This window comes from Arthrobacter sp. D3-16 (assembly GCF_054408515.1).
In genome coordinates this window covers 2,278,000-2,293,225 of the sequence record NZ_CP096437.1, presented here as the reverse complement: position 1 = coordinate 2,293,225, position 15,226 = coordinate 2,278,000, and the positions used below count along the sequence as shown (strand labels likewise).

General features: G+C 65.2%; 13 protein-coding genes. 12 read left to right on the top strand and 1 reads right to left on the bottom strand.

Annotation, left to right across the window (positions count from 1 at the left end; all coding sequences use genetic code 11):
- The first annotated feature begins 35 nt into the window (after nt 1-35).
- From M1D32_RS11010 to M1D32_RS10985, 6 genes are all read left to right on the top strand, one after another.
- A complete protein-coding gene (locus M1D32_RS11010) occupies nt 36-1,175 on the top strand; it encodes a thiolase family protein (RefSeq protein ID WP_458778725.1) in 1,140 nt (379 codons plus the stop codon).
- Nucleotides 1,172-1,489, top strand: coding sequence for a Zn-ribbon domain-containing OB-fold protein (locus M1D32_RS11005; protein ID WP_458778724.1), 318 nt, complete (start codon nt 1,172-1,174; stop codon nt 1,487-1,489). Before M1D32_RS11010 ends, M1D32_RS11005 begins: the two co-directional genes overlap by 4 nt.
- A complete protein-coding gene (locus tag M1D32_RS11000; protein WP_458778723.1) occupies nt 1,486-3,081 on the top strand; it encodes an ATP-dependent acyl-CoA ligase in 1,596 nt (531 codons plus the stop codon). The genes M1D32_RS11005 and M1D32_RS11000 overlap by 4 nt, the downstream gene beginning before the upstream one ends.
- A 32-nt stretch (nt 3,082-3,113) precedes the next feature.
- On the top strand, nt 3,114-4,091 hold the full coding sequence (locus M1D32_RS10995) for a LysR substrate-binding domain-containing protein (protein WP_458778722.1): 978 nt from the start codon (nt 3,114-3,116) through the stop codon (nt 4,089-4,091).
- Between the two features lie 146 nt (nt 4,092-4,237).
- Nucleotides 4,238-5,956, top strand: a complete 1,719-nt coding sequence (locus M1D32_RS10990) for a thiamine pyrophosphate-binding protein (RefSeq protein WP_458778721.1) — start codon at nt 4,238-4,240, stop codon at nt 5,954-5,956.
- Between the two features lie 38 nt (nt 5,957-5,994).
- Nucleotides 5,995-6,903 (top strand): PaaX family transcriptional regulator, encoded by a 909-nt coding sequence (locus M1D32_RS10985; RefSeq protein WP_458778720.1) that lies wholly within the window; start codon nt 5,995-5,997, stop codon nt 6,901-6,903.
- Nucleotides 6,904-6,980: 77 nt separating this feature from the next.
- On the opposite strand, the gene M1D32_RS10980 is transcribed toward M1D32_RS10985, so the two are convergent.
- Nucleotides 6,981-7,379: a RidA family protein gene (locus M1D32_RS10980; protein WP_458778719.1), complete on the bottom strand. Its 399-nt coding sequence runs from the start codon at nt 7,377-7,379 to the stop codon at nt 6,981-6,983.
- Nucleotides 7,380-7,513: 134 nt separating this feature from the next.
- Here M1D32_RS10980 and M1D32_RS10975 point away from each other — a divergent pair, with 134 nt between their 5' ends.
- From M1D32_RS10975 to M1D32_RS10950, 6 genes are read left to right on the top strand one after another with little or no spacing between them, the layout of a single operon-like run.
- A complete protein-coding gene (locus tag M1D32_RS10975; protein WP_458778718.1) occupies nt 7,514-8,365 on the top strand; it encodes a fumarylacetoacetate hydrolase family protein in 852 nt (283 codons plus the stop codon).
- Between the two features lie 5 nt (nt 8,366-8,370).
- On the top strand, nt 8,371-8,853 hold the full coding sequence (locus tag M1D32_RS10970; RefSeq protein ID WP_458778717.1) for a cupin domain-containing protein: 483 nt from the start codon (nt 8,371-8,373) through the stop codon (nt 8,851-8,853).
- A gap of 5 nt (nt 8,854-8,858) precedes the next feature.
- Nucleotides 8,859-9,731 carry an acyl-CoA thioesterase gene (locus M1D32_RS10965; RefSeq protein ID WP_458778716.1) on the top strand — a complete coding sequence of 291 codons (873 nt, stop codon included), beginning with the start codon at nt 8,859-8,861 and terminating at the stop codon, nt 9,729-9,731.
- A 54-nt stretch (nt 9,732-9,785) separates the two neighbouring features.
- Complete coding sequence (locus tag M1D32_RS10960; protein ID WP_458778715.1) at nt 9,786-11,441, top strand: AMP-binding protein; 1,656 nt, start codon at nt 9,786-9,788, stop codon at nt 11,439-11,441.
- Between the two features lie 13 nt (nt 11,442-11,454).
- Nucleotides 11,455-13,845 (top strand): bifunctional salicylyl-CoA 5-hydroxylase/oxidoreductase, encoded by a 2,391-nt coding sequence (locus M1D32_RS10955; RefSeq protein ID WP_458778714.1) that lies wholly within the window; start codon nt 11,455-11,457, stop codon nt 13,843-13,845.
- A 2-nt stretch (nt 13,846-13,847) separates the two neighbouring features.
- Entirely contained in the window at nt 13,848-15,221 is a 1,374-nt protein-coding gene (locus tag M1D32_RS10950; protein WP_458778713.1) for an MFS transporter, read from the top strand.
- The last annotated feature ends 5 nt before the right edge of the window (nt 15,222-15,226 follow it).

The following is a 15,226-nucleotide window of genomic DNA, read 5'->3' as shown; positions in this document are numbered from 1 at the left end:
GCCCCTGATCGCAGCCATCCAGGAAAGGACTGAACGTGACGGTCTCCATCATCGGGACAGGGCAGTCGCCTTACACCCGCCACCCCCAGCGGGGGATGAACACATCCCAAACTATTGCCCGTGCCGTCCGCAACGCATTGCACGAAGCAGGCATTAGGCCCAGCGACGTTGACGGGTTCGCTGTCTCCAGCTTCACGCTCAATCCCGACCATGCCATCGACCTGGCCTGGCGGATGGGCCTCCGCCTCACCTGGCTGATGCAGGACACGAACGGCGGTGCAAGCGCCGGCGGCATGCTCCAGCACGCAGTCCGAGCGATCGAGGCCGGGGATGCCAAGGTCATCGTTCTCGCAGCGGGGGACCTCATGGATGCTCCGGCATTCTCACGGCTTGTAGCCAGCTATAACCGGGCGACCCAGGACCACCTCGCCCCGCTGCCGATGAAGGGACCGAATGCTTTGTTTGCGATGCTCACCACCCGCCAGATGGAGGCGCTCGGGCTGGCGCGTGAAGACTACGGACGAATCGTGATTGCCCAACGCGAATGGGCCGCGGGCAATCCCGGTGCCGTGTACCGGGCAGCCCTCACCATGGACGAGTACCTCAATGCGCCGGCTGTCGCCACGCCGTTGGGCCGCTACGACTGTGTACCTCCGGTGACCGGCGCCGACGCCGTCGTTCTTGTCGCGGACCCGGGCAACGGCACTCCGCGGGCGAAGGTGCTCACGGTGCGGGCGTCCTACAACGCCGACCAGCAGGCCGGTGACGGGCTGGAAACCGGCCTCCGGTCATGCGCCCGGGCAGGATGGGAGGAAGCCGGAATCGGCCCGGCGGACATCGGCCTCGCCTGCGTGTACGACGATTACCCCTCCATGGTGGTGGCCCAGCTCGCCGACCTCGGCGTTCTGCCGGCGGATGATCACCCCGCGGATTTCATAAAACGGCGCATCGCCACCCGGGACTTGCCCGTCAATACCTCCGGAGGCCAGCTCTCCGCGGGACAGGCAGGAGCCGCCGGCGGCATGCACGGGCTCGTTGAGGGCGCCCGCCAGCTGATGGGCACTGCAGGAGAACGCCAGGTTTTCGCCCGCCACGCTGTTGTCAGCGGATATGGCATGGTCCTGTACCGCTACGGCGCCTGTGCCACCATGTCGGTGCTGGAGGCTGCATCATGAGCGCCATGGTGCAGGAATGCCGGAGCTGCAGCAACCTCCTCTTCCCGGCCCGGCTCCTTTGTGCTTTCTGTGGCGGAGACAGCTTCTCATTGGTTGCAGTGGGACACGGGACGCTGGAGGAAACCACCACCCTGCCTGACGGCATCGTCCTGGCAACCTTGAGCATCGACGGCGGGCCGAGGGTGATCGCCCGCCTCACCGGCCCCGGCGTCGAACCGGGCCAGAGCCTGCCCCTGACCAACGACCCCAACACCCCTTCCGGCGTCCACGCCTACATACCTGTCCACTCAACCGTGAATGAGGACCAATCATGACTTTGCCACTCGCTGAACGGCGCCAGCGGCCGCTGACCATCCCGGAGATGCTGCTGGAGCGGGCTCGGAAATCCCCCGCAGCACCCCTGTTCCGCTGCGGCAACGTACGCCGTGACAGCCAGGCAATGGTTGATGCCGCCGCCAGTGCAGGAGGAATGCTGCGCAGCGCCGGAATCGAACGCGGACAGACAGTGGCACTGATGTCCGCCAACCGGCCGGAGCTGCTGGACCTGATCCTCGGCTGCGCCTGGATCGGTGCCGTCGCCGTCCCTGTTAATACGGCCAGCCGCGGGGAACAGCTGCGGCATGTGCTGGAGAACTCCCAGGCCTCACTGGCCGTGGTCGAAGCCGAACTGCTGCCGCACATCGCAGCAGTGGCACCAGCCGGCCTCGCCGCAGTTTGGGTCATCGACGGCCCAGCCCCGGATCTTCAGGCACCGTTCCAGGTTTACCCGCTGCCCGAACCGGGACCTGCCGTGCCGGCAGTGGACTCCGCCCCGGCCGAAACCGCAGCCATCCTGTACACCTCGGGAACCACTGGAGTGTCGAAGGGCGTGCTGTGCCCCCAAAGCCAGTTCTACTGGTGGGCGGTCAACATGTCGGACCAGCTGGGACTCCGGCCGGACGACGTCCTGTTCACCTGCCTGCCGCTGTTCCACACGAACGCGCTTAACGCGTTCATGCAGGCCGTCGAAAGCGGCGCCGAGTATGTTCTCGGCCCGCGGTTCTCCGCATCACGGTTCTGGGCTGACGCGTCCGCGGCAGGAGCCACCGTGACGTACCTTCTGGGGGCCATGGTCGGGATACTCGCCGGCAAGGATCCGGGGCCCGGTGATCGGGACCACCGGATCCGGCTGGCCCTCTCTCCGGCAACCCCCGCACGGCTGGTTGAACCATTCCGGGACCGGTTTGGAGTGCTGCTGCTGGACGGCTACGGCTCCACGGAGACGAATTCCGTGATCGGATCAACTCCTGATCAGTGGCGCCCCGGCTATGTAGGCAAGGTGCGGCCAGGATTCTCCATCCGCGTGGTGGACTCCGAGGGCGTGCCCGTTCCCGCCGGCGTGCCCGGTGAACTGCTGATCCGCAGCGACCAGCCCTACGCCATGGCCACCGGCTACCATGCCATGGCCGACGCAACCACCAAAGCGTGGCAGGACCTGTGGTTCCACAGTGGAGACCGGGTTGTCCTTGACGAGGACGGATGGGTCCGTTTCGTTGACCGGATCAAGGATGTGATCCGCCGGCGCGGCGAGAACATTTCTTCCGTGGAAGTGGAGCAGGTGCTGAAGCAGCATCCGGCCATCGAAGACGCCGCCGTGTACGCCGTCGATTCAGAGTTGGGGGAGGATGAGGTCATGGCAGCACTCATCCTGCGGGAGCCGGTCGATTTCGCCGAGTTGTGCGATTTCTGTGCTCCCCGGCTGGCCTCGTTTGCCATCCCCCGCTTCCTGCGTGTGGTGGATCAACTGCCCCAGACCGAGAACGGCAAGGTACGCAAGCAGGTGCTCAAGGCGTCCGGCCGCGAGGCGGCCCAGTGGGACCGGGACGTTGCGATTCCGCGTCACGCCGCTGCGGCCGCTGCGCGCTGATCGCCTGGAGGCCGAGCCCGTAGGATGAAGAGATGGACCTTCGGGCGCTGCTGACCACCCACCTGAAGCTGCGCCACCTTGTGATCGTGCTTGCGATTGCAGAACAAGGCAGCCTGGTGCGGGCGGCCGAAGAACTGTATCTCACGCAACCTGCACTGAGCCGGGCATTACGGGAAGCCGAGCATGCCGTTGGAACGTCACTGTTCGAGCGGACCGGACGCCGCATGGTACCCACACCCGCAGGGCAGGTGTGCCTTGAGCATGCGAAGGCCATTGTGGGTCATGTGGGTACCTTGCGCCGCCGGGTGGATGAGCTCACCGACCCGGAAGCAGGCGTGGTCCGGGTGGGTGCACACGTTACCGGCGCGAACCTGCTGATCCCGCGGGCCGTGGCCCGCTTCACGGCTGACAGGCCACGGGTGGAGGTCCTGCTCCGGGAGGCGCCCCCGGAAACCCTCATACAGGAACTGGGAAACGGCGACCTTGACCTGCTCGTAGGCCGGGTTACTGACCATCCCAGTACATCCCGGCTGCGGCTTGTCCCCTTATACCGGGAGGAATTCCGTGTTGTTGCCGCACGCAGCCATCCTGTGCATGCCCTTGCGGACGCCTCACTGGAGGACCTCGTCGGGTACCCCTGGGTAGTGCCGCTGGCGCATACACCGCTGCGTGACGAGCTCGAGGAGAACTTCCACAGTGCCGGCCTGGCCCCTCCCATCCAGCGGGTTGAATCCGGAACCCCTGCCACCTTGCGCACGCTCGTGGCGGAGGCCGGATTCCTTGCCCTGATGCCGGAGTCCATGGCCGTGGCGGAACCGGGCCTGCAGATGCTTGAGCTGCACCTCGCCGGTCTCGCCCAGCAGGTTGGCATCCTGCTCCACTCAGACAGGCCACTGGCGCCCAACGCCGAACTGCTCGCCGGAAAACTCCGTGAGGTGGGCGAGGAGATCCGGCGCGAACTCCTCATGGATGTCCCCGCTGCAGTATCGCCTCACAATCCGGCCCATTGAAAGCACATCACCGGAATTCAAACTTATTTCAAATACTTGACGGTCGTAAATTACGAGCTATACCATCATCATAGGGCGGAACCAGGCGTGCGCCATCGACGCCGCCGGCTGCCCCTTCCGCGCCCTGTCTCAAAGGAGAAGAAACAATGACTGTTATCACCAGCAGGTTGGCAGGCAGCGACGTGGCTACCCGGGACGATCCGGCTGCCCTTGTGGCCGCCAATGTCAGCGAACTCGTCGGATACACGCTCGCCCGGCTCGGCGTCGCCCACATCTTCGGCGTGGTGGGCAGCGGGAACTTTGTGGTGACCAATGCGCTGCGCAGGGCCGGAGTGCCCTACACCGCCGCCCGCCATGAAGGCGGTGCTGCCACCATGGCCGATGCCTACGGGCGGATGTCCGGAAAGGTAGGCGTCGTCTCCACCCACCAGGGCTGCGGGCTGACCAACGCGGTCACCGGAATCGGCGAAGCCGCCAAGAGCCGCACCCCCATGATCGTCGTCACTGCCGATACGGCCGCTTCCGCTGTAGGTTCCAACTTCAAAATCGACCAGGACGCACTGGTCCGCAGCGTTGGTGCCGTGGCCGAGCGGATCCACTCGCCGCAGACCGCAGTTGCTGACACGGTCCGTGCGTACCGGACCGCAGTCAACGAGCGCCGGACGGTAGTGCTGTCCCTTCCCACGGACGTCCAGGCCGCCCCCGCGCCGGACGGCATCTCCGTACCGGGACCACTGGCTCCGCCGCAGCGGTTCGCACCCTCAAACGCGGCCGTAGAAGAGCTGACAGAGCTCCTCCGGAGCGCCCGGCGACCGGTTTTTGTGGCTGGCCGCGGCGGCCGCACGGCAGGGCCCGAAATCGCTGCACTCGCGGAGGCAGCCGGGGCACTGGTGGCAACATCCGCCGTTGCGCACGGCCTGTTCCAGGGCGACCCGTTCAACCTGGGCATCTCCGGCGGCTTTTCTTCGCCCTTCACCGCCAAGACGATTTCCGAAGCGGACCTGGTTGTGGGGTGGGGATGCGCCCTGAACATGTGGACCATGCGCCACGGTTCACTGATCGGTGCCACAGCCAAAGTAGTTCAGGTGGACGTTGAGGACCGCGCCCTGGGGGCCAACCGGCCCATTGACCTGGGGGTGCTGGGCGACAGCGCAGAAACAGCGGCGGCAGTGCTGGAAAGCCTGCGCTCACTCCAGCACACCCCGGCAGGCCTCCGGACCCCCGACATGGCGGAGCGCATTGCCGGGCAGGCCCGGTGGAACACGGAACAAACGGAAGACCTGTCCACGTCCGAGGCTATCGATCCCCGCGTGCTGAGCAGGGAACTTGACCGCATCCTTCCGTCCGAGCGCATTGTGTCCATCGACTCCGGCAACTTCATGGGTTATCCCAGCGCCTACCTGTCTGTTCCGGACGAGTTCGGTTTCTGCTTTACCCAGGCCTTCCAGTCAATCGGCCTCGGCTTGTACACGGCCATTGGTGCCGCCAAGGCGCGGCCTGACCGGCTGCCCGTTTTGGGTGCCGGCGACGGAGGCTTCCTCATGGCCATCTCGGAACTGGAGACACTGGTCCGTGAGAAGATCCCCCTGGTGGCCATTATCTACAACGATTCCGCCTACGGCGCCGAGGTCCATCACTTCGACGCCGACGACGAGGATCTCGACGTCGTACGGTTCCCGCAGGTGGACATCGCCTCGATTGCCCGCGGATATGGTGCTGCCGCCCTCACGGTCCGCTCGGTGGGCGACCTTGACGGCGTCAAGGAATGGTTGGCAGGCCCGCGGGAGGCGCCGCTGGTCATCGATGCCCGCATCGCTTCCGACGGCGGGGCCTGGTGGCTGGCTGAAGCGTTCAAGGGCCACTGAATGGGATGCCCGATCGTTGAAATAAGCTTGGAAGGACTGTGACCACCCTGACAGAATCGAGATCCGATCGCATGCTTGCTGTGCCCGTTCCTTCCCTGCCCCAGCAGCAGCTTATCCTGACGATTTACGGTCTCTACGGGCGCCGCGGCGGCGGGCAGCTTCCCATTTCCGTGCTGATCCAGATGCTGGGCGAGCTGGGCCACGATGCGCCCGGCGTCCGCTCGGCCGTCTCCCGGTTGAAGGCCAAGGGAGTGCTGACGAGTGTCAAGAACGGCGGCGTGGCCAGATACGAGCTCTCGGAGCGTTCACTGAAGATTGTCAGCGAGGGCGACGAACGCATCTTCGCGCCCTACCGTGCGGCCACCGGAGCCCCCTGGGTCCTGGCCATCTTTTCCGTGCCCGAGTCAATGCGGGACCGGCGGCACCAGCTGCGCACCGAGCTGACCAGGCTGGGTTTCGGGTCCATGGGGGCGGGGGTCTGGATCGCTCCTTCCGGAGTGCGGGACGGCGCACGGAAGCGGCTCGAATCCCGGGGCCTGGACGAGTACGTGGAATTCTTTACCGGCGACTACTCGTCGGACTCGGACATGCGGGCGAAGGTGGCCCAATGGTGGGACCTGGTAGCCCTGGAGTCGCAGATCACCGAGTTCATGGACACGTACGGCGGCTCGCTGGAGGACTGGACCGCGCTGGTGGGGGATGACCCCGACAAGGCTTTGGCCGCATCCTCCGAGGATCTTCGACGGGACGCTTTCCGCTACTACGTGCCCATGCTTACCCTGTGGCGGCGCTTGCCCTACCGTGACCCGGGATTGCCCCTTGAGTACCTCCCGCCGGGCTGGCAGGGGCCCGAGACGCGCCGGATCTTCTTCAGCGTGCACCGCCTGATCGCCCCGCTGGCTGAAGTGTATGCCATGTCCCTGGTGGAGGAAGCGGAAGCAGCCTAGGGACCAGAAAGCCTGTGAACCCAAAAGAGGATCCGGCCGGCCACTCGGCCGGCCGGATCCTCTTTCGCTTTCCCGGGTCAGCGTTCGCTGATGACAGCGATGCCCTGGATTTCAATCAATGCCTCTTTCTGCCACAGGCGGGTGACCCCGATGCCTGCCATTGCGGGGTACTGGGAACCCGCCATCTCCCGCCAGATGCGTCCGATCTCGCGGCCGTTGGCCATGTAGTCCTCAACGTCCGTCAGGTAGATGGTCACGTTAACCAGGTCCTCCGGCTGGCCGCCTGCTTCGCGCAGTGTGGTGAGGACGTTCGAGAACGCCTGCGTGAACTGTTCCACGATGCCGCCAGGGACGATGTTCATGTTCTTGTCCAGGGCTGTCTGGCCGCCGAGGAAAACCGTATTCCCGGCGAGCATCCCGTGTGCGAACCCGGACGGTTTGGGAAGCGACTCCGGGTTGATTGTCTTGTGGCCCATGCTGTTCCTCCTGGTGTGTGGCTTCGGAAAAAAGTTCCGGAAAGGCTCTGTGCAGATCAATTCCGCCGTGCTACGTTGAGCATATGTGACGATCGTAAAAAAGTCGACACATCATTCTCGAAGGGACAGAAGCCATGAAAATCGCTACCTTGCGCACGGCCGGACAGGGAACGACGGCGGCACTCGCCACGGGTGCAAATGCCTATGTCGCCCTCCCGGCCTCCGACGTCGGGGAACTGCTGGCCCGGCCGGACTGGCGGGAACTGGTCCGTGAGGCCGCTGCTGCGAAGAAGCCGGTAGTGATTGAAGGCGGCGCCGTGGACTACGCGCCCCTTCTTCCCCGCGCGGGCAAGGTCATCTGCTGCGGCCTGAACTACGCGGACCACATTCAGGAGATGGGCAGGGAACTTCCCCAGTACCCCACCCTGTTCGCCAAGTACGCGGACACCCTGGTGGGAGCCAATGACACCATCGAGGTCCAGGGAAGCGAGCGCGTTGACTGGGAAGCCGAGCTGGCGGTCGTGGTCGGCACTGAAATCTTCCGCTCGGACGAGGATCAGGCCGCAGCGGCAATAGCCGGCTACACCGTTGCCAATGACGTCTCCATGCGCGACTGGCAAAACCGGACACTGCAGTGGTTCCAGGGCAAGGCCTTTGACGCCACCACCCCGGTGGGCCCCGTCCTCGTCACCCCCGACGAGGTTGACGCAACATTCGACGTCGTTGGCTACGTCAACGGGGACGTCGTTCAAAAGGGCAACACCGACACGCTGGTGTTCGGCCCGGCGAAGCTGCTCTCCTACATCTCCCAGTTCACCACCTTGCGCCCGGGCGATCTTGTCCTGACAGGAACGCCTGGGGGAGTGGGCATGGGCATGACGCCGCCCCGTTTCCTGAACGACGGCGACGTCCTCACCACCGAAATCACCGGCATCGGACGCCTTGAAAATGTCGTCCGCATCAGTCCACTATCAACCAAGGAGTGACCGCAATGAACCAGACAGCCACCGATTACCGCCTCGAAGGCGACAACTCCGTCTATGCCCAGGCCGATGGCAAGGTGGTCCCCGTGGTCACCCGGGCAGGGCATGAGGACACCAACACCGCCCAGTCCGGTGACTGCATCCGTGTCTCGGGCGTCAGCATCCAGCACACCCCGGCCACCAAAATCTGGTTCGGCCAGGTATCCAACACCCCCGGGTACCGCTCGCTGCCGCACCACCACGGCGAAGCCGAAACGGGCGGCTACGTGCTGCGCGGCCAGGGGCGCATCTACTTCGGGGAAAACTACCAGGAATTCCTCGACATGAAGGCCGGCGACTGGGTCTTCGTTCCGCCGTTCATGCCCCACGTGGAGGCAAACATGTCCGTCACGGAGGAACTCGTCTGGCTGACCGCCCGCACCCCGGAGAACCTGGTGGTCAACCTCGACGACGTGGCCGACGAAACCCTCCCCGGCTACCGCAGGGCCTGACCGCAATGATCACCGGAACCCTGACCTCGGAAACCTTCCTGCGGGCCGTGGAGCTGAAGCCCGCACCGGCGGAGGTCTACGACGAGGCCTACGAGGCCACCACCCAGTACGTGCCCTGGCCCAAGGCCTACGGCGGGGACATGGTGGCCCAGGCGGCCGCAGCGATGATGCGGTCAGTCGACGGAGACAGGGCACTGCACTCGATGCACAGCTACTTCATGCGGCCAGTCGACGTCGGGGCAACCATCCGCTACGAGGTGGAGCGGCTGCGTGACGGCCGCGGGTACTCCACCCGGACCGTGCGCGGGTTCCAGAACGGCAAGGCTGTCTACGCCGCAATGGGTTCATTCCAGGTTCCCGAGGAGGGCCCGGACTTCCAGCCCGAGGCTCCTGCCGCCGTCGAACCCGACTCGCTGCGCAGTGCCGCAGTGGCACTGGAGGAAGCCTCCGGCCCTGCTGCCGACTACTGGTCCACGGGCCGCAGCTTCGACATGCGGCACGTACCGGGACCGGTGTACATCGAACTGGAGGGTGGCACCGTTGCCCAGCAGGCCATCTGGGTCAAGGCTTTCGATACCCTTCCGGACGATGCCGATCTTCACCGGGCTGCGCTGTCCTATGTCTGCGACTACACCATCCTGGAACCGCTCCTGAGGGTCAACGGCCTCCATTGGTCCAGCCCCGGACTCGCAACGGCCAGCCTGGACCACTCCATGTGGTTCCACCGCGACGGCCGCGCTGACGAATGGATCCTGTACGCCCAGGAAGCCGTGTCCGGCCAAAGCAACAGGGGCCTGGCCATGGGCCGCTTCTTCGACCGGCAGGGACGCCTCCTTGCCACGGTCGCCCAGGAAGGCATGATCCGTCCCGGCGCCTGACCTGCCACCCACTCAACCATCTGCTTCGCTGACGCACCACTGAAAGGAAAGGCCATGAGCATGACGCCATCGGCCCACGTGGACACGTTCACCCGCGACCACCTGCCGCCCGCCGACACCTGGCCGGCGCTCGAATTCACGCTTCCCGAACTCCAGTACCCTGAACGGCTCAATGCCGCCGTTGCGCTCATCGACAGTGCCGTCGCCGAGCATGGCGCGGACAGGCCGGCGCTGCGGACCCCGGACGGCACAGTCTGGACCTACGGCGAACTTCAAAAGCGCGCCAACCAGGTGGCCCAGGTCCTCACCGAAGATCTCGGTGTGGTCCCCGGGAACCGCGTGTTGCTGCGCGGACCCAACAATCCGTGGATTGTTGCCGCCTGGCTGGGCGTGCTGAAGGCTGGGGCAGTGGTGGTGACCACCATGCCCATGCTGCGATCCAGCGAGGTCGCCACCCTGATCCAGCTCACCAGGCCCGTGGTGGCCATCTCCGACCACCGCTTCGTGGAGGACCTTGAGGCTGCCGCCGGTGGGGTCGCGGTTGTGGCCTATGGAGGGCCCGACGACGGTGATCTTACCGTGCGTTGCGACGCCAAGAGCGGGACATTCTCAGCGGTGGACACCGCTGCCGACGACGTCGCACTCCTGGGTCCGACCTCGGGCACCACCGGCGTGCCGAAGGTGACCATGCACTTCCACCGGGACATCCTGGCCAACGCCGACACCTTCGCCCGGCACATCCTGCAGCCCACCGCTGACGACGTCTTTGCCGGGTCGCCACCCCTGGCCTTCACCTTCGGGCTGGGCGGACTGGTGGTCTTTCCCCTGCGGTTCGGGGCATCCTCGCTGCTCACGGAGAAGGCCGGCCCGGTGGAGCTGGCCGAACATGCGGCCGCCGCGGGGGCGACTGTTTTCTTTACCGCTCCCACCGCCTACCGCGCCATCCTCAAGGAAGGAAGGGGTGATCTCCTCCGCAACTTGAGGATCGCCGTCTCCGCCGGTGAGCATCTGTCCAAGGAAACGTGGGACGCCGTTCATGAGGCCACCGGACTGCGGCTGGTCAACGGCATCGGCTCCACTGAGCTGCTTCACGTGTTCATATCAGCGGCAGGGGATAACATCCGCCCGGGAACCACAGGCAAGGCAGTCCCGGGCTACCGCGCCACGATCCTTGACGACGACGGCAACGAACTCGGGCCCGGGCAGAACGGGCGCCTGGCGGTCATTGGTCCCACCGGATGCCGCTACCTCGACGACCCGCGCCAGTCCAAATATGTGGTGGGAGGCTGGAATGTCACCGGCGACACCTTTTCAATGGACCGGGACGGCTACTTCACCTACCAGGCCCGCTCCGACGACATGATCGTCTCCTCCGGCTACAACATCGGCGCCCCCGAGGTTGAAGCGGCTATAGACCAGCACCCGGATGTGGAGGAGAACGCCGTCATCGGCCGGTCCGATCCCGAGCGGGGAACCGTAGTCTGCGCCTTCGTGGTGCTGCGCGATGGCGTCATCGGCGACGCCGCCAAGCGCAAGGAAATCCAGGACTTCGTAAAGGCGACCATCGCGCCCTACAAGTACCCGCGCGAACTCCGCTTCGTCACAGAGTTGCCGCGCAATCCGAGCGGCAAGCTGCAGCACTTCAAGCTCCGCGACAGCCTTGCGGACGAAACCCAACAACTCACCGCCGCCGGCCAGAGCCAGGCATAGAAGGAGAAAGACCATGAAAATCGCCATTGTTGGAGGCGGCCCCGGCGGCCTGTACTTCGCAGCCCTGATGAAGCAGCTCGACCCGTCCCACGAGGTCACCCTCTGGGAACGCAACGCAGCGGACGATACCTTCGGGTTCGGCGTCGTCTTTTCAGATGAAACGCTGGGCGGAATCGGCAACGCCGACCCCGTTGTGGCCGAATACATGAGCCGCCGCTTCGCCCGCTGGTCCGACATTGACGTCCACTTCGGCGGGCAGGTCATCAGCGTGGGCGGCCAGGGCTTCGCCGCGATGAGCCGCAAGGAACTCCTCGAACTGCTGCAGCGCCGCTGCGCCGAGCTCAGCGTGGACCTGCGCTTTCGGACCGTTGCCCCCGCCATCGGGGAACTCGAAGCAAACTATGACCTGGTGCTGGCTGCGGACGGCGTCAACTCGCAGATCAGGGCAAAATACGCTGATGCCTTTGGCCCTGACCTCGATCCCCGGACCAACAAGTACATGTGGCTCGGAACGGACCAGGTGTTCGAAGCCTTCAAGTTCTTCGTGAAGGACACCGAATGGGGCGTCATGCAGATCCACGGCTACCCATACTCGGACGAAGGCTCCACGTTCATCGTCGAAATGCATGAGGATGTGTGGCATGCCGCGGGCTTCGACGAAACCGCCAATGACGTTTTTCCCCCCGGCGTCTCGGATGAAAAGGCCATCGCCAAGGTCCGCTCCATTTTCGCCAAGGAACTGGATGGGTACGAGGTCCTTTCCAACAACTCGAAGTGGCTGAACTTCAACACCGTCCGCAACCGCAGCTGGCGCAAGGGCAACGTGGTGCTGCTCGGTGATGCCGCCCACACCGCGCACTTCTCCATCGGCTCCGGCACCAAGCTGGCCATGGAAGATTCCCTCGCGCTGGCCGCGTGCCTGCACGAACACCAGGACCTGGAATCAGCCCTCTCGGCGTACGAGGCGGAACGCCGCCCGGTGGTCGAATCCACCCAGCGGGCCGCCCAGGCATCCCTTGAATGGTTCGAACGGATTGGCCAGTACAAGGACCAGGACGCCACCCAGTTCGCGTTCAACCTGCTGACCCGGAGCCGCCGCATCACCCAGGAAAACCTGCGCCTGCGCGACCCGGAATTCGCCGCCGACGTGGAGCGCCATTTCGCACAGTCCCAGGGGCTTACCCAAACAGCACCGGCCATGTTCCAGCCCTTCCGCATCGGCGGCCTGGAACTCAAGAACCGGGTTGTGGTGTCCCCTATGGACATGTACTCCGCCGTTGACGGTATCCCCGGCGACTTCCACAAGGTCCACCTCGGATCCAAGGCCTTGGGCGGTGCGGGCCTGGTAATGACCGAAATGGTGTGTGTCTCTGAAGCCGGCCGCATCACACCCGGCTGCACCGGACTGTACACAGACGTGCAGCGGGACAGCTGGCAGGAAATCGTGGACTTTGTTCACAGCCAGTCCAGCGCCAAAATCGGCGCCCAGATCGGCCACTCAGGCCGCAAGGGTTCCACCAAGCTCATGTGGGAAGGCATCGACGAACCGCTGGAGGCCGGAAACTGGCAGGCGGCAGGCCCGTCTGCGATCGCTTACGGCCCCCGGAACCAGGTCCCCCTGGAGCTGGACCGCGCCGGGATGGATTCCATCAAAGAGGAGTTCGTCGCCGCCACTCTGCGGGCCGAGGAAGCAGGATTCGACCTGCTCGAGGTGCACGCAGCCCACGGCTACCTGCTGTCCTCGTTCCTGTCGCCGGTTTCCAACCGCCGCACCGACGAGTATGGCGGCAGCCTGGAGAACCGGCTGCGGTTCCCCCTGGAAGTGTTCGACGCCGTCCGGGCGGCCTGGCCTGCCGGCAAGCCGGTGACGGTGCGCATCTCCGCCACGGACTGGATCGACGGCGGCAACACCTCCGACGATTCCGTCGAGATCGCCCGGGCCTTTGTAGCACACGGCGCAGCCGGTCTGGACGTCTCAACCGGTCAGGTGGCCAAGGAGGAAAAGCCGGCCTTCGGCCGCAGCTACCAAACCCCGTTTGCCGACCGCATCCGCCAGGAAGTGGCCGCGCCGGCAGGCGCGGCCGTCATCGCCGTCGGCGCCATCTCCACCTACGACGACGTCAACTCGATCCTCCTGGCCGGCCGCGCCGACCTTATTGCGCTGGGCCGCACCCACCTGTACGACCCCCAGTGGACCCTGCACGCTGCGGCCGAACAGGAATACCAGGGCCCGGGCGCCACCTGGATCCCGCAGTTCCGGGCCGGCCGCCGCAAGCCACCGAGCTCCCGCACCGACGCCGTACGCCCCCGACTGTCCCTATTGAAGGAACCAGATGCCGCAACCGCCACTCCACATCTTCGCTGGACCCCAGCGTCAGCCGCTGCATCGGTCCTGGTGAAGTAGCCATGGCCGCCGCACCCGCTACCACCTGGAACGTCCCCAAGCGCAGCACCGGAGTTGTCCTCTTCTGCTGCTGGCTTGCCATCCTGGCCGAGGGCTACGACGTCGGTGTGCTCGGCGCCATCCTGCCCGCCCTTGCCGAGTACAAGGAATGGAACCTGAGTCCGCTGGCCCTGGGTGGGCTGGGCTCCTATGCGTTGATTGGAATGCTGATCGGCGCGCTGTTCATCGGCACCCTCAGCGACCTCGTTGGACGAAAGAAGATGCTGCTGGCCTCGATGGCCATCTTCACCCTGACCCAGGCAGGCGCAGCGTGGGCTCCCACCCCTGAACTGTTTGGCCTGTTCCGCCTGGTGGGCGGACTGGGCATGGGCGGTGTCATCCCCGTGGCAGCGGCGTTGACCATCGAGTATTCGGCGCCCAACAAGCGCTCCTTCAACTACGGGCTCATGTATTCCGGCTACTCGCTGGGCATCGTGGCAGCCGCCCTGGCCGCCTTGTTCGTCCTGCCTCTCGGCGGCTGGCGTGCCGTGGTCGCGATCGGCGCCGCGCCGGTGGTCCTCCTGCCGGTCATCTGGAAGCTCCTTCCCGAATCGCTGGAATACCTCGAGTCCAAGGGCCGCAGGTCCGAAGCGAAAGCGCTGGCGGCGAGGCTTCGGATTACCGACTATGCACCGGTGGCGGCACCGGCGCAGGCCGCCGCGGGCGCAGTGGCGGAACCGTGGTGGAGGACCATCACCACCATGTTCTCCCGCAGGTACCTGCGCTCTACCGTCTTCTTCTGGATATCACTGTTCTGCGGACTGGTGCTGGTCTACGGCCTCAACACCTGGCTGCCGAGCATCATGAAGAAGGCCGGGTACGATCTCGGCTCATCCCTCACCTTCCTGCTGGTGTTCAGCCTTGCTTCAGCCATCGGCGGCCTCCTCCTCGGCCGCGCTGCAGACAAGTACGGCAAGAAGCTCATCCTGGTGGTGTTCTACATCCTTGGCGGCCTGGGCATCATGCTGCTGGTCTTCCCGAACACCATGGTGGTCAACCTGCTGTTCGTCGCCTTCGCCGGCGTGGGTTCCATCTCCACCTCTTTGGTTCTGACCGGCTACATCGCCGACTACTACCCGGCAAAGGTCCGCGGCACTGCCACGGGCTGGGCCTTGAGCTTCGCCAGGCTCGGCGCCATCTCCGGCCCCTTGATCGGCGGCTGGATCGCCGGCTCGAAGCTGCCGTTCGAGGCCAACTTCGCAGTCTTCGCCGGCATCGCTGTACTTGCGGCCGCGGCGGTGGCGATGATCCCCAAGCCACAATCCGAGCCGCTGGTTATCCCGTCTACTGCCGACGGCGATCCGGACGATGAGGTTGCCGGGATCGGCACCCGCTAGGAGCA